The 18338-nt window shown below is 44.2% G+C and carries 21 protein-coding genes; 9 read left to right on the top strand and 12 right to left on the bottom strand.

Annotated features, from left to right (window positions below; all coding sequences use genetic code 11):
* Position 1 precedes the first annotated feature (1 nt).
* The 4 genes from JWV37_RS07115 to JWV37_RS07100 are packed head-to-tail and all read right to left on the bottom strand — an operon-like array spanning position 2 to position 4080.
* Positions 2 to 436, bottom strand: coding sequence for an ACT domain-containing protein (locus JWV37_RS07115; protein ID WP_205459094.1), 435 nt, complete (start codon positions 434 to 436; stop codon positions 2 to 4).
* Complete coding sequence (locus JWV37_RS07110) at positions 436 to 1734, bottom strand: phenylacetate--CoA ligase family protein (RefSeq protein ID WP_205459093.1); 1299 nt, start codon at positions 1732 to 1734, stop codon at positions 436 to 438. Before JWV37_RS07110 ends, JWV37_RS07115 begins: the two co-directional genes overlap by 1 nt.
* On the bottom strand, positions 1731 to 2267 hold the full coding sequence (locus tag JWV37_RS07105) for a 2-oxoacid:acceptor oxidoreductase family protein (protein WP_205459092.1): 537 nt from the start codon (positions 2265 to 2267) through the stop codon (positions 1731 to 1733). Before JWV37_RS07105 ends, JWV37_RS07110 begins: the two co-directional genes overlap by 4 nt.
* Position 2268: 1 nt before the next feature.
* Positions 2269 to 4080: a thiamine pyrophosphate-dependent enzyme gene (locus JWV37_RS07100; RefSeq protein WP_205459091.1), complete on the bottom strand. Its 1812-nt coding sequence runs from the start codon at positions 4078 to 4080 to the stop codon at positions 2269 to 2271.
* A 295-nt stretch (positions 4081 to 4375) separates the two neighbouring features.
* Between JWV37_RS07100 and JWV37_RS07095 the strand changes: the two genes are divergently transcribed.
* Positions 4376 to 4546: a symporter small accessory protein gene (locus JWV37_RS07095; protein ID WP_205459090.1), complete on the top strand. Its 171-nt coding sequence runs from the start codon at positions 4376 to 4378 to the stop codon at positions 4544 to 4546.
* Positions 4547 to 6181 (top strand): sodium:solute symporter family protein, encoded by a 1635-nt coding sequence (locus JWV37_RS07090; RefSeq protein WP_205459089.1) that lies wholly within the window; start codon positions 4547 to 4549, stop codon positions 6179 to 6181.
* Here JWV37_RS07090 and JWV37_RS07085 read toward each other — a convergent pair.
* The 8 genes from JWV37_RS07085 to JWV37_RS07050 form a co-directional block, all read right to left on the bottom strand.
* Positions 6174 to 6410 carry a hypothetical protein gene (locus tag JWV37_RS07085; RefSeq protein WP_205459088.1) on the bottom strand — a complete coding sequence of 79 codons (237 nt, stop codon included), beginning with the start codon at positions 6408 to 6410 and terminating at the stop codon, positions 6174 to 6176. The two genes, JWV37_RS07090 and JWV37_RS07085, sit on opposite strands and share 8 nt — an antisense overlap.
* A complete protein-coding gene (fliS, locus tag JWV37_RS07080) occupies positions 6403 to 6777 on the bottom strand; it encodes a flagellar export chaperone FliS (RefSeq protein ID WP_205459087.1) in 375 nt (124 codons plus the stop codon). Before fliS ends, JWV37_RS07085 begins: the two co-directional genes overlap by 8 nt.
* Positions 6778 to 6795: 18 nt before the next feature.
* Positions 6796 to 8496: a flagellar filament capping protein FliD gene (fliD, locus tag JWV37_RS07075; protein ID WP_205459086.1), complete on the bottom strand. Its 1701-nt coding sequence runs from the start codon at positions 8494 to 8496 to the stop codon at positions 6796 to 6798.
* Positions 8497 to 8499: 3 nt separating this feature from the next.
* A complete protein-coding gene (gene flaG, locus JWV37_RS07070; RefSeq protein WP_205459085.1) occupies positions 8500 to 8883 on the bottom strand; it encodes a flagella length regulator FlaG in 384 nt (127 codons plus the stop codon).
* Between the two features lie 131 nt (positions 8884 to 9014).
* Positions 9015 to 9758, bottom strand: coding sequence for an amino acid ABC transporter ATP-binding protein (locus tag JWV37_RS07065; RefSeq protein WP_240332085.1), 744 nt, complete (start codon positions 9756 to 9758; stop codon positions 9015 to 9017).
* Positions 9759 to 9766: 8 nt separating this feature from the next.
* Positions 9767 to 10855 carry an amino acid ABC transporter permease gene (locus JWV37_RS07060; protein ID WP_205459084.1) on the bottom strand — a complete coding sequence of 363 codons (1089 nt, stop codon included), beginning with the start codon at positions 10853 to 10855 and terminating at the stop codon, positions 9767 to 9769.
* Position 10856: 1 nt separating this feature from the next.
* The gene (locus tag JWV37_RS07055; RefSeq protein WP_205459083.1) at positions 10857 to 12011 is read right to left on the bottom strand and encodes an amino acid ABC transporter permease; all 1155 of its coding nucleotides are present in this window, start codon (positions 12009 to 12011) and stop codon (positions 10857 to 10859) included.
* Positions 12012 to 12076: 65 nt separating this feature from the next.
* A complete protein-coding gene (locus tag JWV37_RS07050; protein WP_205459082.1) occupies positions 12077 to 13096 on the bottom strand; it encodes an amino acid ABC transporter substrate-binding protein in 1020 nt (339 codons plus the stop codon).
* Positions 13097 to 13436: 340 nt separating this feature from the next.
* Here JWV37_RS07050 and JWV37_RS07045 point away from each other — a divergent pair, with 340 nt between their 5' ends.
* The 7 genes from JWV37_RS07045 (at position 13437) to flgK (ending at position 18332) form a co-directional block, all read left to right on the top strand.
* A complete protein-coding gene (locus tag JWV37_RS07045) occupies positions 13437 to 13802 on the top strand; it encodes a hypothetical protein (protein WP_205459081.1) in 366 nt (121 codons plus the stop codon).
* On the top strand, positions 13792 to 14367 hold the full coding sequence (gene rsmD / locus JWV37_RS07040) for a 16S rRNA (guanine(966)-N(2))-methyltransferase RsmD (protein ID WP_205459080.1): 576 nt from the start codon (positions 13792 to 13794) through the stop codon (positions 14365 to 14367). The genes JWV37_RS07045 and rsmD overlap by 11 nt, the downstream gene beginning before the upstream one ends.
* Positions 14368 to 14422: 55 nt before the next feature.
* Positions 14423 to 15475, top strand: a complete 1053-nt coding sequence (locus JWV37_RS07035) for a flagellar basal body P-ring protein FlgI (protein WP_205459079.1) — start codon at positions 14423 to 14425, stop codon at positions 15473 to 15475.
* A 23-nt stretch (positions 15476 to 15498) separates the two neighbouring features.
* The gene (locus JWV37_RS07030) at positions 15499 to 15762 is read left to right on the top strand and encodes a rod-binding protein (protein ID WP_371829335.1); all 264 of its coding nucleotides are present in this window, start codon (positions 15499 to 15501) and stop codon (positions 15760 to 15762) included.
* 71 nt (positions 15763 to 15833) lie between these two features.
* Positions 15834 to 16019 carry a flagellar biosynthesis anti-sigma factor FlgM gene (locus JWV37_RS07025; RefSeq protein WP_205459077.1) on the top strand — a complete coding sequence of 62 codons (186 nt, stop codon included), beginning with the start codon at positions 15834 to 15836 and terminating at the stop codon, positions 16017 to 16019.
* A 28-nt stretch (positions 16020 to 16047) separates the two neighbouring features.
* Complete coding sequence (locus tag JWV37_RS07020) at positions 16048 to 16476, top strand: hypothetical protein (protein ID WP_205459076.1); 429 nt, start codon at positions 16048 to 16050, stop codon at positions 16474 to 16476.
* 2 nt (positions 16477 to 16478) lie between these two features.
* Complete coding sequence (gene flgK / locus JWV37_RS07015) at positions 16479 to 18332, top strand: flagellar hook-associated protein FlgK (protein ID WP_205459075.1); 1854 nt, start codon at positions 16479 to 16481, stop codon at positions 18330 to 18332.
* Positions 18333 to 18338 lie beyond the last annotated feature (6 nt).

The following is an 18338-nucleotide window of genomic DNA, read 5'->3' as shown; positions in this document are numbered from 1 at the left end:
TTTACATGTAGAAGTGTTGAGCTTGGATGATTTCCACACCGTGGGCGATGAGCGCTAAAACCGCCTCATCAAACTGCTCTTTGGGAACGCTAAAGATGAAGATGCCACTGCTAGATTCGTAAAAACTGTAGCAATACAAGATGTTTATCTCTTTGGCGCTAAGGAGTGAAACAACGCGGTCAAAACTTCCCACCACGTCATCGATTCGCACGCCAAATACATCGGTGAGGCGCACGCTTAAACCGTGGTTTTCAAGGACAGCTTTTGCTTTTTCAGGGTCGTCGACAAGGGTTCTGGCTAGTCCAAAATCTGAAGAATCTGCCAATAGGATGGACTTAATAGACACGCCGCCTTGGCTGAGCGTCTTGGTCAAAAATCCAAGTTCACCCGGTTTGTTTTCTAAAAAGACAGAGAGTTGTTTGATGGCATAAGACATTACAGGCTCCTTTTGTCGATGACGCGCACGGCTTTGCCCATGCTACGCTCAATACTGCGTGGTTCCACAAGCTTGACCTTGGCGTTGATGTAGAGGTTGGAAAGCAGGGCGTGTTGGATGTGTTTTTGGAGTTTTTCTAGGGCACCCAGACTGTCCATCGGCATGGCTTCGGTCACTTCGACCATGACTTCAAGCACGTCAAGGTAGCCTTTTTTGTCGGCAATGATTTGATAGTTTAGGCTGATTTCATCGATGGACGAGAGTACATGTTCGACTTGGGAGGGAAACACGTTGACACCGTTGACGATGAGCATGTCATCCACGCGTCCCATCACGCTGTGCATGCGCACATGGGTGCGACCGCATCGGCATGGGGTTGGGTCAAGGGCCGTGATGTCGCCCGTGCGGTAGCGGATGATGGGCAAGGCTTGCTTGGTAAGGGAGGTGATGACAAGTTCACCTTTTTCGCCGTATGGTAGCACTTCGCCTGTTTTTGGGTCGATGATTTCAGGGTAAAAATGGTCTTCAAAAATGTGCAACAAGGGGGATTCTTTGCAACTGTTAGAAACGCCTGGGCCGATGATTTCAGAAAGGCCGTAGATTTCGTGGTAGTCGATACCCCACACCTGCGCCACCTCTTTTTTTAGTCCCTCACTGGTGGGCTCAGCTCCAAAGATGCCGCATTTGAGTTGAAAATCTTTGTGCAAATCATACCCTTCTTCTTTGGCCGCTTCCGCCATGTGGAGGGCAAAAGAAGGGGTGGAAGTAAGTACGGTGGCACCAAAATCTTTCATGAGCAAGAGTTGGCGCGACGTGAAACCGCCCGAACTTGGTACGACCGTAGCCCCCACGGTTTCTGCGCCATTATGCACGCCAAGTCCACCGGTGAAAAGGCCGTAACCGTAGGCGTTGTGTACCGTGTCTTCGGAGTTGACGCCACACATGGTAAAGACCCGCGCCATCACTTCATTCCACACGTTCATGTCAGAACGCGTGTAACCTACGACGGTGGGTTTGCCTGTGGTGCCGCTAGAACTGTGGATGCGCACCACTGCGTCTTGCTTGACCGCAAACATCCCAAAGGGGTAGTTGTCTCTTAAATCTTGTTTTTTAGTAAAAGGCAGCTTGGAGATGTCCGCCATAGAGCGGATGTCTTTAGGTACTACGCCCGCGTCTTCAAAGGCTTCGCGGTAAAAAGGAACATTGTGATACACCCGCATGAGGGTTTCTTGAAGACGTTCAAACTGTAATGCGTGCAAGGCTTCACGGGGCAGGGTTTCTTCTTTGGACCAAATCATGCTTTGGCCTTCGCGTCATTGATGGCTTGGTGTAAGACGTTGATATTTTTCTCTGCCAATTTAGGATTCATTTTAGTAATGGCTTGTTCGATTTCTTTACATGTAAAGGGAAAATTGGGGTCTTTGGCGAGGGTGAACCCTAGCATATAGACATTGAGCGCATCAATAGGAAACGCTTTGTTTCTAGCTTTTGAAAAGGCATCGGTGTGATAGACTTTGTACGCTACCTCAGGAAACTCAGAAGTAGCGTTGACAATCACTGTGCCCGCGTTGGGTTTGAGGTAGTGTAGGTTGCGCAAGGCTTCAGTGGCTTCAAGGGCGATGAGCAAATCCGCTTGCCCCTCATCAATAGCAGGAGCATAAAAATCCCCCAGTTTAACATAGCACGACACCGAACCACCCCGTTGGCTCATGCCGTGGTTTTCGGTACCAAGGCATTTTTGACCCGCCAACGAAGCGGCAATGCTTAACACTTTGACCAAAAACACCGCACCTTGTCCACCCACGCCCGCAATGACAATCTGATATTTCACCTTACACCTCCTCTTTTTCAACAAACGCATCCACTGGGCAGATGACATCCAAGCACGACGAACAGCCCGCACACAAGAAAGGGTCGATGGCCATTTTTCCGTTTTCATCATAATGCATCGGCGGACATTTAAACGCGGTGATACACCAGTCACACTCCACGCACAGGTCTTGGTCGATCTCTACAAAAGCACGACCCAGTTGCCCTTCAACTTTTTCTTTATCTAACACACAAAATTCGCGCACAACGGCGACCACAGGGCCAGTGGCTTTTTCGTACGCTGTTTTTAAAGAACGGACAAAGTCAATGGTTTTGGAGAGTTCTGGTTCGTAGAAGTATTCGTGGCACGCTACGCCACAGCCCTCAACAATGCGCTTGATGTCCACTTGAGCAGGATTGCTGCGCTCGGGAGTGGTTTGACGGCCTGTCATGGCGGTAGTGGAGTTGTCAAGAATGACAAGCACAAACCGGTGGTTTTGGTACACGGCGTTAATGAGCGGCGCAACGCCTGAGTGGGTAAAGGTACTGTCCCCAATGGTTGCTACTACAGCTTTTTTGGGGTCAGCTACTGCAAATCCGCTCGCCATGGAAACACTGCCACCCATGCACAAGATGGTATCAATAGCGCCTTGGTTAAGACCTAGGGTGTAGCAGCCAATGTCAGAGGGGCAGATGGCATGTTCTTTTTTGAAAACATCGGTGATGGCATAATGCACGTCGCGGTGGGGGCATCCTGGGCACATGTTGGGTGCGCGACGAGGGAGTTCGCCAGTGAATTTTGGACTTTGGTACGGGTTTGCTTTTTTAACAATGCCCACATTTGCCAAGGTTTCCATGACTTTAGCTTTAGAAAATTCGTCGATTTCATGGGCGTGTTTGGTGAGTTTTCCGTAAAGTTTTGGGGAGCTTAATTGCTCCTCAATACAGGGATAACTCTCTTCAAATACGACAACTTTAGCATAAGAGGCAAACAGGGCTTCAAGTTCGGTTTTGGGAAGCGGGTAGGGCATATCAAGTTTTAAAACGTCGGCTTTAATGGCTTGCTCTGTTACGGCTTCGCGGACATAGCCATCTCCTGTTCCGCTGGTGAGAAAGAGGACTTTTTCGCCCTTGAGTGCGGCGACTTTGGGGGCAATGAGTTCTTTCCAGTTCCATGCTTTAATCACTTCGATGCGCTCTAGTTGTTCGAGGCCTTGGCGAAAGCGTCCCGCAGGAGGTACGGCACCCCAGCGTGGGACATTGCGTTCAAAATTTCCCTCCAGTGGCGTAACACTAAGTCCTTCGTCCACCTCGCAAATCTCTCTGGCGTGGCACACGCGCATGACGGGACGAAGCATCACGACGGTTTCAAACAAGTGTGAAATCTTTGTGCCAAGCTTGACCATGTCGTAAGCTTCTTGGGGGGTGGCAGGGTCAAGGACGGGAATGCGTGCAAACTTGGCAAAACTGCGGCTATCTTGTTCGGTTTGCGAAGAGTAGAACCCTGGGTCATCCGCACTAACAAGCAGCATAGCGCCTTTAAGCCCAATGTAAGCAGCGCTCATAAGTGCATCGCTGGCAACATTAAGGCCTACTTGTTTCATGGTGGCACAGGTGCGCTTGCCCGCGATGGCTCCTGCGTAGGCTACTTCAAACCCAACTTTTTCATTGGTTGCCCACTCGGCATACGCGTCAAGCTTGAAGTGGTGCTTGTACTTTTGGAAATTGGCCAAAATCTCGCTTGAAGGAGTGCCTGGATAGCCTGAAACCATGTCGATGCCCGCGTGGATAAGCCCCAGTGCGATAGCGTCGTTGCCCATTAGTGTCTGTTTCATGGATGATTGCCTCTTGGTAAGTTGGCACCGCCTTGTAAAGACAGTGCTGTAAAATCGTGTTTCAAGATTAGTCAAACTAACTTTACAAAGTGCTTATTTTTTAAGGATTTTTCTTTACATGTAATAATAAGTTACAAATTTACATTTTTTTTAAGAAAGCCTGGAAAAAGATGAAATTCCTTAAAATGGGATTTTTTTACCCGTTTAGTTTAAAAAAAGAAGGGAAAAAAGAGGGGTTAAAGATTACTTCAAGAAAAATCGGCCAGAATAGGCTAATTTTACGAAAAGGGTGTACATGGGCGTTTTTGACTTTGGTGTGGGCGCGGCGTTTTGGCTAACGGTGTTTAGTATGTTGCTGTGTGTTGGCTATGGGGCGTGGCGGTGGAATAAGGATGATGACACGGCGGTGGATGTAGCATTGCAAAGCTGGGCAAGCGAAGAAGATGCCATTGAGGGGGATTTGTAAATGGGTATGATTGAAAATGTGGTCATCATTTCCTATTTGGCCATCGTGGGGTATTTGGGCTTTTTGGGCTTTAAAAAGACAAAAAATACGACCGATTATCTCCTGGCGGGGCGCGACACCCATCCTTTTGTGATGGCGTTAAGTTACGGGGCGACATTCATCTCCACCGCGGCCATCGTAGGCTTTGGTGGCGTGGCGGCGTGGTTGGGGAGTTCGCTTCTTTGGTTGACGTTTTTTAATATCTTTGTGGGTATTTTCATCGCCTTTGTCTTTTTGGGCAATCCCACGCGCAAGATGGGCATTCGTTTGGGCGCACACACCTTTCCTGAGTTGCTAGGAAAACGGTTTGATTCCAAGTTCATCCAAGTCTTTGGGGGCGTGTTGATTTTACTTTTTATGCCCTTGTATGCCTCGGCGGTGCTCATTGGCGGGACGCATTTTATCGCGGCCTATTTTCAGGCCGATTACCATCTTTCGTTGCTTGTGTTTTCCATCATCATCACAGGTTACGTCATTGCGGGTGGATTGAAGGGTGTCATGTTTACTGACGCACTCCAAGGGGTGATTATGTTTGTCGCCATGGTGCTTTTGGCTATTTTTACACTAGATTCTTTGGGTGGCTTGAGTGAAGCGTATGAAAAGCTTGGCGTTGTGTGGGAGATGACCGTGGCACCTTTGGCGGAGGTGAGCATGAAAGAACTAACGCCAGGCAGTGCGGATTTTATGATGAAGCTTTCCATGCTGTGGGGGTTTAAGGGGTGGGCGAGTATGCCTGATTTTCTCTCACAAGGTTGGCTTTTTGTGATTACCTCCATCACCTTGGGCGTGGGCATTGGTGTGTTGGCGCAACCCCAGCTTGTGGTGCGGTTTATGACGGTGCGCAGTAAACAAGAACTTAACCGTGCGGTGCTCATTGGCGGGGTGTTTATCTTTGCCATGACGGGGATTATTTTCATCATCGGGGCCCTTAGTAATGCGTGGTTTTATGAGTTTAACGAAGGCAAAAATGCTTTGCAAAGTGCGGGTGGAGTAAACCAAGTTATTCCTTATTTTATCAACACGGCTATGCCTAAATGGTTTGCTTTTATTTTCTTGTTCGCACTCATTTCAGCGGCCATGAGTACGCTTTCTTCTCAGTTTCACACCATGGGAACGGCAGTGGGACGAGACGTGTATGAGCAATTGTTTAAAAAAGAAGGCAAAAGTTCCATGCTCATTACCCGCACGGGTGTGGTGGTGATGATCGTTTTTGCGGTGGTGCTTTCGTACTTGTTTGACGACCAGCCTGCCATCATTGCGCGAAGCACGGCCATCTTCTTTGCCTTGTGTGCAAGCATTTTTTTGCCCACCTATGTTGGCGGACTGTTTTGGAAGCGCATGACCAAAGAGGGAGCTATCGCTTCGATGCTTTCAGGGCTTGTGGTGTCTAGTTTTTGGTTGGTGTTTGTACATTTTAACGAAGCCAAGCACCTTGGGGTTGCTAAGGCGTTGTTTGGTGTAGATTCGCTGTTGAGTGGAAAAATTATCTTCGTAGATGCGCTTGTGATTGCGCTACCTGTTTCAATCACAGTGGCGGTGCTTGTATCATTACTTACAAAACCTGATGAAGAAGCGCTACGACGAAGCTTTAATTAGTGTGGTTTGAGAGGTATTTTTTTGTACGTTTTAGCTTGGCAAGTTCATTGCCAAGCCTTTGTTTTTGGGATTCAAAAAGAGTGATGGCCTCTTGGGTGAGGGCTACTGCTTCTTGAAGTTCTTCTTTACATGTAAAGGTGGTGGTGTTAAGCGTGCTAATGAGCGTTTCACATTTTGCTACATCTTGCGTGATGATAGCAAGCTTAAATGCATTTAGCCAATTATTCATACGTGCGCGTGCTCTCTCTCCACGCTTCCAAAAGGTTTTTAGTGACGTTTATCACTTCATCTAAATGGGTTGCCTTTCCTTCGATGTTGGCAAGTGCTAGTAGTTGGAGCTGGCGAATGTAGAGCCCGCTCAAATAGTGCGCCACGTCCCCTCCAGAGTAATTAAGAGAATTTAACAATTCAGCAAAAATAGCCGAACAGCGGTTAATCCAATAGGTTTTTTTCTCAATATCTTCATTTTCAATGGCTTTTCTTGCTTGCGCTGAAAACCGTAAAATTCCTTCATAGAGCATTTCAATAAGTTTTTCAGGTGACTCAATGGAAACATTATTGCGTGAGTAGGCCGCGTAGGCAAGATTACTTTTCATTCAAAACCCCTTTATTAATTACTTACTGTTTAGTTGCGAATCAATCATAGATTGCAGTGTTGCAAATTGATTGTTTAAATTGGCAATCATGGTGTCGTAGGCGGCAAATTGCGCGACCATTGTTGCGTATTTGCTATCAAGTTGCTCCATGGAGCGCACTCTTTCTTTGTTTAGACGCGTTTGAGCATTTGTAAACTGCTCGCCTAAGAGTGTGATGGAGCCACCATTACTAGAAACCATACTTTCAATAGATTGATGCAATTGACTAAAAATACCCTCACTAATTTCGGAGTTTCCTGTGACGGTCCGTGCTGTATAGCCTGTAGCATTGAGGCCAGCAGAGCTCCCTTTGACAGAAATATCCCATCCTTCCTTTTGGTTCAAAATTATTTTAGTTCCATTGGTGTCTAAAGAAGCGGTAACGCCTTCGGCAACAAGAGCTTTGTTAATGGCATCACGCAACGCTAGTGCGTTTTCTTCAGCTGTTGAGCCATCGGGTGTTGTGAGAATGATTGCTATGCCATTGATGGTTAAATCGCCGTATTTCAAATCAAGCGCGCCGCCACTGACTTCATTTTTGGGAGTGTAAAGTGTGGTATTGGGCGTGTTCATGCCTTTGAAAAAAGCTTCTACGTCCAAGGGGTCGTCGGTAAGTTTTTCCCTAAGTGTTGACTCAGTAAGTTGAAGAAGTCCATTGTCGTTAAGGTTAAGACCATATTGATTCAAAGAGCGTCCATCGGAATCCATGCTTGTTAGCAAGCGGTTAAGAACAGTTTTAATAGCATTGATTTGAGAGTTGCCTTGTAAAGACCCAGACTGCCCAGATTCACTATCATAATCAGTAGCAACCGAAAGGTTGTTAACTAAATCATTATATGCAGTTACAAAATTATTCATCTCCTCAACCAAGGCATCAGTGTCTTGTGTGATGTTAAATGTTGTTTTTCCTGTTTCTGTAAACTTAAGAGCCATTCCTACAGTGATGTCATCAATGGTGTTTGTTTCGCGTTGCATCGAAATGCCGTTGTAAACAAATTTTGCATTGCTTGCATTTGAGAGGCGGCTAGTTTCGGCTCCTTCTTCACTGATGGCATCTTCGTGATTGAGCCCAAGATCAGCAAGTACGGTGGTTCCTGAAAATTCAATTTTTTGGCTTTCGCCTGTTTCGGCTGATTGAATAATGAGACGATAGGGGTTTTCGCCCCCAACATTCATAATGCGTGCCTCAACTTTTCCATCAGTACCATTATTGATTATATCAGCAAGTTCAGTAAGTGTTGTGGTTGTTTTGACGTCAATAGAATATGTTTTGCCATCAATGGTGATACCAAGAGTGTCATTGCCACTTGCAAAAGTTGATGTCCGGGAAGCTTTGCCTACAGTTTGAAAAATATCTTTCGCAGCAAGTTGCTTAACATCAACTGTAACTTCTTGGGTTAAAACACCAGCATCCGCTGTCAGACTAGCAGAGGTTCCAGAACTACTAACATTTCTACCCTGAAAAAGTAAATCACTTGAAAGGCCAGAAGCAGCACTTTTTAATGAGTTTAAATAGCCTGTAATGGCTGTTAAATCTTTTTGTTGTGTAAGGTTTTGTTCGAGCTTGGTATCAATAGGTGTAATTTTCCCTTTTTCGTCAGCTTCACGCAGTTTTTCAATGATGTCGTAGGTTAAAACACTGCTACCAATGCCAAGTGAACTTAATGCGCCAGTTGCCATAGGTTATCCTTTTTTGTCAAAAATAAGTCCGATAATTTCTCTGAAGTGTTCTGAGAGCTTCATGGCTTCTTCAGTTGGAATTTTGCGAATGGTTTTGCCACTACTTTTTTCCATGACGCTTACATAGAGTGATTCGATTTTATCGTTAAAACCAAAAGAGATATTGGTGTTTAGTGATTCCATATGCTCATTAAGATTGCGTACAGTTTCGTTTAATTGCTGTTGAATCTCTTTTTTGTCTTGTGCGTTCTGACTACGTGAATCGCTTGTCACTTCACGTTGAACATCTGTTTTTTCTACTTGTCGTGTTTCGACAGCAGCGCCAGAAGAGGGCTTAACTGTTGTTGCAGCATCCATTTGCTTGCCAACAGCGCTAAAAATTTCCATTTGCAACTCCTTTTGCTTCGGTGCTTTATTGGCTCTATACTGTGAAGTATATCGGCGAAGTAAAAAAAAGGTTTACATGTAAAAGAGGGATGCCTCTATTTTCATAGAGACATCTAAAAAGAGCAAAGGGATTAGTGAGAAAGAATTTGTTCGAGAAAGAGTTTTAGACGGTCAGATTCTGGATTTTTGAAGAATTTATCGGGTATGTTTTCTTCAACAATTTGACCATTGTCCATAAAAATAATGCGATCAGCCACCTTTTTGGCAAAACCCATTTCATGGGTAACACAGACCATGGTGCGTCCTTCTCTGGCAAGCTCAATCATAACATCAAGGACTTCCGCAACCATTTCAGGGTCAAGGGCAGAAGTGGGCTCATCAAAAAGCATAATTTTAGGGTTTTTGCACAAACTGCGCGCAATGGCAACCCGTTGCTGTTGGCCTCCTGAGAGTTGGTTGGGGTATTTGTGGGCTTGTTCAGCGATGTTGACACGGGTGAGGTACTTCATGGCCAATGTCTCTGCGTCTTTGCGTGCCATTTTCTTGACCCACATGGGAGAAAGGGTGAGGTTGTCAAGAATAGAAAGATGGGGAAAGAGGTTGAAGTGCTGAAATACCATAGCCACCTCTTCACGCACGGCTTTGATTTTTTTAATATCGTGAGTGAGCTCAATATTGTCCACCACAATACTTCCTTCTTGAAACTCCTCAAGACGGTTGATACAGCGAATTAACGTTGATTTTCCCGATCCAGAAGGGCCACAAACAACGATAATTTCACCTTTTTTGACAGTGAGGTTAATCTCTTTTAGAACGTGAAAATCTCCATACCATTTGTTGAGATTTTTGATTTCAATAATGTTATTTTCTTCCATAGTTTTTCCTATTGTAAATTTGTATTAAAGCGTTTTTCAAGCCGTTGACTAAACCGAGACATGGAATAACAAAAGAACCAGAAAATAAAGGTTACAAACACATACCCTTCGGTTTCAAATCCCAACCAATAGGAATCCGCGGCACTAAGGCGCACCATGCCAAGCAAATCGAAAAGCCCGATGATAAGCACCAGTGTAGTATCTTGAAAAAGAGCAATAGAAACACCTACTAGATTTGGAATAGCAACTTTGAGGGCTTGAGGTAAAATAACTAAGCCCATTTTTTGCCAATAACTAAGCCCAATAGCATCTGCTGCTTCATACTGTCCTTTGGGGATAGCTTGAAGGCCGCCACGAATGTTTTCAGCAATGTAAGCTGCTTCAAACATCGCAATCCCAATAAGTGCACGAAGGAGCTTGTCAAAAGTGATGCCTTCAGGAAAAAACAAAGGAAGAATAATGGAAGACATAAATAAAATCGTGATGAGTGGGACCCCGCGAATAAACTCAATGTAGGTCACACAAATACTGCGAATGATAGGCAAATCTGAAGCACGCCCTAGGGCCAAAAAGACCCCAATAGGAAAAGCAACAATGATGCCAGTTGCAGCCACCACAATTGTAAGCATAAGGCCACCCCATCTGTCTGTAGGAACCATCTCAAGGCCTAGTGTTCCGCCAATGGTTAAAATGGCAGCAGCGACCAAGAAGAGGTTAAAAAAGGCAAATTTCATTAAAGTGCTCTTAAGGTAACGCAAAGCTAAAAGCAATAAAACAAAAAGACCTAATCCAAGATTGAGCCGCCAGCGTTCACCCTCGGGGTAAAATCCGTACATAAACATGTCAAGCTTATAGTTAATAAAAACCCAACATGCACCCCCGTTAACGGCACAATCCTCGCGCGTACTTCCAATAAAGGTTGCGTCAAAGTAAGCCCATTGAAGAAAGGGTGGGATAATAAGATACAAAAGCCCCACCCCTAGAAATGTCAGTAAAACATTTAAAGGTGAAGAGAAAAGGTTTTCACGTACCCAATGCCATGCGCCTTTGGAGTTTACAGGAGCGGATTTGGTGGGTTTCATGTCATATACAGCCATCTTAACGCTCCTTGATTTTCATTTTGTGGTTAAACCAGTTTAAGATTGCCGAAACCGATAAACTGATAGTGAGGTATACAAGCATTGTAATGGCAATGATTTCAATCGCTTGACCTACTTGATTGAGCGATGTGCCTGCAAAGACAGTAACAATTTCAGGGTATCCAATGGCCGCAGCCAGCGAAGAGTTTTTAACAAGGTTAAGGTATTGATTAATGATCGGAGGGATGGAGATGCGAATCGCTTGAGGCAAGATAACCAGCTTAAGGGTTTGGTATGGGCTTAAGCTTAATGAAATCGCCGCCTCTTTTTGTCCTTTACCAACCGCCTCAATGCCTGAACGTACCGCTTCGGCGATGAATGTGGCTGTGTAGATAGTAAGAGCAAAAGTGAGCGCTAAAAATTCAGGTGAAATGGATTTTCCGCCTGAAAAGTTAAAGCCACGAAGCTCAGGATAGCTAAAGCCAAAATCTGCGCCACCAATGAAAAAACCCACAATAGGCGCAAGTATAAAAGTAGCGATACCAATCCAGATAACCGTAAAAGGCTCCCCTGTTTTTTCTTGGCGAATGTTGGCCCAGCGGTTAAGAAAAAAGATAGCAACGGCTGCTACAACAAAACTAGCCAAAACAGTAAGGGTTGTGCTGTTCCATGAAAATTGAGGGATAAGAAGACCGCGATTATTAAGAAAAAAGGTATCAAAAAATTCTAAACTGTGGCGAGGTCCTGGGAGAGATTTGAGGACAACGTTGTACCAGAAGAAAATTTGTAAAAGAATAGGAATATTACGAAAAATATCAATGTAGGCTGCAGCAATTTTGCGAATAAGCCAATTGTTCGAAAGTCTTAAAATACCAATGAAAATTCCAAGAATGGTGGCCAATAAAATGCCCGTAAATCCAACAATCAATGTGTTGAGCAATCCTACCAAAAAAACACGTGCATGGGTGTCGGTTTCGGTGAAAGAGATAGGGGATTCGTAAATCCCAAACCCTGCCGTTCCTTCTAAAAATCCAAACCCAGTTTGGATGCCTCTTTGTTCTATATTGTGGAGGGTGTTAACCCCAATATACCACAAAAAAGCAACGAGGCCTACGACAGTTAAAAGCTGAAAGAGAAAACCTCTTACCTTTTCATTTCGTAAAGCAGCTAACATTAATTTCCTTTTACATGTAAAGTAGACGGGCAGGGGTTATCCTGCCCGAAATGTCTAAAAAATGATTATCTAAAAGGAGGAGAGTATTGTAAGCCACCTTTGTTCCATTGCGCGTTTAAGCCACGTTCAATGTTAAGAGGAGTGCTTGTTCCAACATTGCGCTCAAACACTTCGCCGTAGTTACCTACTTGCTTAACAATGTTATAAGCCCATTCAGGTTTTAAGCCAAGGTTTTGGCCCATTTGACCTTCGGTTCCCAAGATGCGTTTAACTTCTGGGTCCGTTGATTTTGTTTTAAGTTCATCCGCATTTTTGCTAGTGATGCCGTATTCTTCAGCGGCAACCATGGCAAAGAATGTCCATTTGACGATGTTAAACCACTTGTCATCCCCTTGGCGTACCACTGGACCTAGAGGCTCTTTGGAGATGATTTCAGGAAGAACGATGTGACCTGCTGGATTGGAGAGTTTTGTGCGAAGTCCGTAGAGTTGTGAAGCGTCTGAGGTGAGGATGTCGCAACGTCCTGCTTCGTAGCTTTGAACCACTTGGTCGTTGGTGTCGTAAGAGACGGTTTTATATTTCATGTTGTTAGCGCGGAAATAATCGGCTACGTTAAGTTCTGTGGTGGTACCTGTTTGCAAACACACAGAAGCCCCATCAAGCTCAAGGGCACTCTTAACGCCCAAGTCTTTGCGCACCATGAAGCCTTGACCATCGTAGTAGTTTACGCCAGCAAAATTTAACCCCAAGGAGGTGTCACGAGATTGCGTCCATGTGGTGTTGCGCACCAACACGTCAATTTCACCAGATTGAAGAGCAGCAAGGCGCTCTTTGGCGTTTAGCGCAATAAAACGTACTTTGCTTGCATCTCCAAGAACAGCTGCAGCAACAGCACGACAACCATCCACGTCCATACCGCGGTATTGGCCACCTGAAACAATTTCAGAAAAACCTGGCAAGCCGCCATCAATACCACACTTAACAAAACCCTGTTTGACCGTGTCATCAAATGTATCTGCTTGGACACTCAAACTTCCAACACTAAGCGCAGTCACTGCTGCAAGTGCCAACTTTGTCAACTTCATACGAACTCCTCGTGGTAAGTTTTTAGATTCGTGACACAAGACCAAAGAGGCTTGTTGTCATGTCACCTATTGTAATGAGATTTTATACAGCCACTATTAAACACTTCTTGCTGTGGACGAAAAAAAAGCAATTTTTAACCCTTTGCTACCATAAGAAACAAGCAAAAGGAGAAAAAAGTGACATTTTGAATCAGCCGTAAGTTCAAGATAAGTTTTTAATAAATGACAATAACGTTGTGATTTTAGCAGAAAACCAACTGCGAGGAGAAAAAAAATGGCTATTTTTTATGCACAAAACTGTTTTATGCTACAATTTTGAAAATTTAGCTTTGGACTGTTTATGAAAATCGCACTTTCTTGCCGTTCTGTTTTGTTGGATAAGGCTCTTTCTCTCTTTTTAAAACCCTATATTGTGTCACTAAAACAGTGTGATTTTGTTGTGTGTGATCATGAAGCAACAGCAGGAGTTCCTTTGTTTCGCATTGGGGATAACATTTCTTTTCCTTTCACGAAAAGTGCGTTAATGATGGCGTTGGAGGGCTTTTACACTTCCATAAAGACAACCGCGCTTATGGAGCAAGAGCCTACTTTAGCGCCAACACTTCCTGTGAGGGATTTTTCTAAACTCGAATCGGCACTAGGTGTTATTACGGCTCGGTACCAAGAGGAAGTCCTTAGAGTCATCAAGGAACACTATGAAGGATAATGCTTTACATGTAAGCATTGGGGGCGGGAAATACCGTGGTAAAAAACTCAAACTCCCCTCTTTGTCTACAACACGTAGCACCAAAAGTATTTTAAAAGAGTCGTTATTTAACACACTACAATTTGATTTGTGCGACGCAGTATTTGTGGAAGCCTTTGGTGGCAGTGGGTCTATTGGCATCGAAGCGGTGAGCCATGGGGCAAAACATGCCTATTTTTTTGAAAAAGATACTGCGGCTTTTCGCGTGCTTGAAGAAAACTGTGCAAGCGTAGACAAAACCTCTTTTACATGTAAAAGAGGAAACACCTTTGAACTTTTACCTGCACTTATTGCTTCTCTTGCCACTCCTGCATACCTTTATTTTGACCCTCCTTTTTCCTTTCGCGAGGGAATGAACGAGGTATACCAGGCGTGTTTTGATTTAACACAAAACCTCCCTGCTAAATCTATTAGAATGGTTATTTTTGAGCACATGTATCCTTTGGAGATGCCGCAAATCCTTGGGGATTTTACTCTCCATAAAACCAAAGCCTTTGGAAAGAGCGCCCTGAGTTATTACATGTAAAGACTGGAACGCTTCTTGCTTTTTCTTCTCGACATCTGTCGAACAAAGGAAAACAATGAAGCGGATTCTTGTTGGGTTACTTTTTCTCTCTCTTTACCTACACGCTGATCGTGTTAAGGATATTGCCAATGTGATTGGCGTGCGTGAAAACCAATTAATCGGTTATGGCCTTGTGGTCGGCCTTAGCGGCACGGGTGATGGCTCCTCTTCCGAGTTTACCTTGCAATCTCTCTCTAATCTTCTTCAAACGGTAAACGTAAAAATTGATCCTGATGATATTAAATCAAAAAACATTGCCGCGGTGATTGTAACTGCCAAACTACCTGCTTTTGCGCGTCAAGGTGATACATTAGACACCATCGTTTCCTCCATTGGGGATGCAAAATCCCTTGAGGGGGGTACTTTGCTTATTACACCACTTAAAGGGGTGGATGGAGAAATTTACGCGCTTGCACAAGGTTCTGTAAGTATTGGCGGACGAAATGTTCGTGGTGCGGGGCAGCCAAGTCACGCAACTTCCGGTGCTATTTTTAGCGGTGCTCTTGTGGAGCGTGAAGTGGTGTATGATATTTACAACCAAACCAACGTCAATCTTAGCCTTAACCATTCGGATTTTAAAACTGCACTTGCTATCCAAGAAAGTATCAATACCCATTTTGATGCGCGGGTTGCCATTGCTATTGATCCGCGAACCGTGACCATGCAACGTCCCCATAATCACTCCATGGTGGAGTTTTTGGCCAAGACGTTGGATTTACCTGTTGCTTACGAAAAAGAAGAAAAAATCATCATCGATGAGCGCACAGGAACCGTAGTGGCAGGAATTAACATCATGGTTGACCCTGTGGTGATTACCCATGGTGAAATTACACTTAAAATTCAACCCGTGAATATTTTTGACCCTGAAGAAGCGGGGCAGGTAGATTTGCGTGATGGGGTTGCGTTGAGTCCTAATAATAACTTACTTAATATGCAAGATGGTCGCACAACAGTAGCCAATGTGACAAGAGCATTGAACCGTTTGGGTGCAACACCTAAAGAGATTATCGCCATTTTAGAAAACATGAAGCGCGCAGGTGCTATTCGCGCAAAGTTGGAGGTTATCTAATGAACATTGACACAAGTCTTGCCATGCTTTCTCGGTCCTATGCCCCACCTGTGGCAAAGATTGAAACAGAAGATGACGTAAAATTAAAAGAACAAACAGACAAGTTTGAGGCGTTTTTTATTAAGCAAGTGCTAGATATCGCCCTTAAAAATGAAAACACGCTCTTCCCTAAAGACCCTGGCGATAAAATATATCAATCTATGTACAACGATACCATGAGTGAAAGTTTTAGTGGGTCGTTTGGTTTTAGTGAGTTGTTATTTAACTATTTGAAGGAACAGCGTTAACAAATTGGACGCCTTGCCGATGTAGTTGAAAAGTTACTCTTCACTACAAAGGAAGTGCCATGATTAAAGCGGTGCAACCGCAAGCTTCAGTGCTTGCGTCGCAAGTGTCGCAGCGAAGCGACAAAAACGAACCAGTTATTATTAAAACAAAAGAGACGGATCGAGCAACTGCTCTTAAAGAACAGATTGCTAGCGGAACCTACGCGATAGACCTCGAACAAACAGCTAAGGCTGTAGCAGAGGAGTTGCTCGGCTGATCTCTTTACTTAACCGTAAAGGACGATCATGCTTCACCATTACCTACAAAGTGCCACCAAGGACATTCAAAGCCTCATTCAACTTACACAAACAGATATTGTGGAGATTAAAGAAGCAAGGCATCAGCATGTTCAAGAGCGCGCAAAACTAAAAAATGATCTCATTCAGGCTTTTCAGACCAAAAAGTCTCTTCTTGATAACGAACTTGTAAGGCTTGTTGAAAAAAACCAAGGCAAAGAACTTTCTGAGCTCTTGAGCGAAGAGGAGAAAGACGGACTAGGAACCATGAAAGAAGAGCTTGCCACTCTTCATAGACTCAATAAAGAGTATGCTAAATACGTGGTTATCATTAGCGAGTTTTATAACTCATTGCTGGAGAGTATGTTTCCTCGCGAGATGGATGGTTACCATAAATCCACGCCAAAACCCGCATCTCTTTTGAAGGTGAGGGCCTAGTCATGAGTCTTTTTAGCACCTTAAACACAGGCGTTTCTGGGCTTAATACTTCCAGTTTATCCATTGCTACCACGAGTCATAACATTTCTAATGTTAATAACCCGCACTACACGCGTCAGCGGGTTATGACATCTGCTAGCATTCCTTTGAATACAGTACCTGGCGATGTGGGCACGGGCGTTAAAGTAGATACCATTGCGCGCATTCACGATGAATTTCTTTATACGCGCCTTAAGCAAAGTACCAATATGCTCTCTTATAGCAGTTATTCTCAACAGCGTTTACAAGAAGTCGCACGTTATTTTCCCGACTTGGATGATGTGGGAATTCAAAAAGACATAAAAAATTATTATAATGCGTGGAATGATTTTGCCTCTAATCCTAGCGAAGGGGCACAGAAAATTAACCTCATTCAAAACGCAAAAACACTAGCAACTAATGTTCAAAACACCCGAAATCAAATACGTACTTTACAAGATTCTGTTAACGATGAATTAAAAACCAATGTGGACGAACTAAATCGCATTGGGGAGCAGATTGCTAAAATTAATGGCGAGATTGGCAGGGTTGAAAGCCTAAATCAAAATCGAGCCAATGACTTACGTGACCAACGTGACCAACTTGAAAAAACCATGGCAGGGTTGATTGACTTTTCTGTTTTTAAGGGTGTTATGGTGACGGAAAACACCATTGATGTCAATCTTACCGATCAAGGAAAAGACTACCACTTAAACGTCGCGGGATTCTCTTTTATCGACGGTTCCACTTTTCACCCTGTCGTCATTGACAATGCTAAAAATGAAAGCGCTTACTACTCTGTTTACCACGAACAGCAAGATGGCAGACGTATAGAAATGACAGGGTTGCTACAAGGGGGGAAAATAGGCGCGATGCTTGATTTGCGCGGACGTACTATTGAGGAAAAAGGAGACGGTTATCCAAAAGATGGTACCTTGCAAGCTTATGTAGACGACTTGGATGCGTTTGCTAAAACACTCATTGTGCAAACCAATAATATTTATGCCCAAAGTGCCCAAGTTCGAATGGAGTCTTCGCCTATGGCAGGCTTAACACCCAATACGTCACTAATGAACCATGACAATAGTGTTCAGCGGGGCGCGTTTGATGTTATTGTTTATGATGCACAGGGTAATGAAGTAGGGCGTAAAACTATTGAAGTCAATGCTTTAACCACCATGGATGATGGATCGGCGCAAAGTATCGTGGGGCAATTCAACCGCAATGTAGACGATAATGGCGATAATGATGCCACCAACGATGTGGATGATTACTTTTTTGCAAACTATAATTATGACCCAGAGTCCAAACAAGGATCACTCAGTTTCTCACCCACGGATGCACAGGCAGGTTATACCATTGCCATTGAAGACAAGGGAAGCAATCTTCCTGGTGTGGTTGGTATGAGTCGATTTTTTGATGGTGACAGTGCCGCAAATATCAAGGTTGACAGCGCATTAATTAATGACCCCAGCAAGCTTCAAGGCTTTAGTGCTCCGGTTGATGGTAACAACACTGTGGGCAATGCAATGGTTCAGATGCAGTATGATAAACTCTCTTTTTTTCGCTCTAATGGAACGGTTGCAAACGAAACTGTTGAGGGTTTTTACCGTTTTGTAACTGTAAAAGTAGCAACCGACACAGAGTCTATTGGGCGCAATAATGACACCAATCAAGCACTGTACAACACCATCTACTCTGAGTATCAGTCTGTTAGTGGTGTTAGTATTGACGAGGAGCTCATTGATTTGATGAAGTTTCAAACTGCCTATTCGGCCAACGCCAAGGTCATTACAGCCATTGACCAAATGCTTGATGTGCTTCTTGGGATGAAGTGACACGTG

This window comes from Sulfurospirillum tamanense (assembly GCF_016937535.1).
GTDB classification, from domain to species: domain Bacteria; phylum Campylobacterota; class Campylobacteria; order Campylobacterales; family Campylobacteraceae; genus Sulfurospirillum_B; species Sulfurospirillum_B tamanense.
Note: the sequence above shows the minus strand (reverse complement) of the source record. Positions and strands in the feature narration are given on the sequence as shown.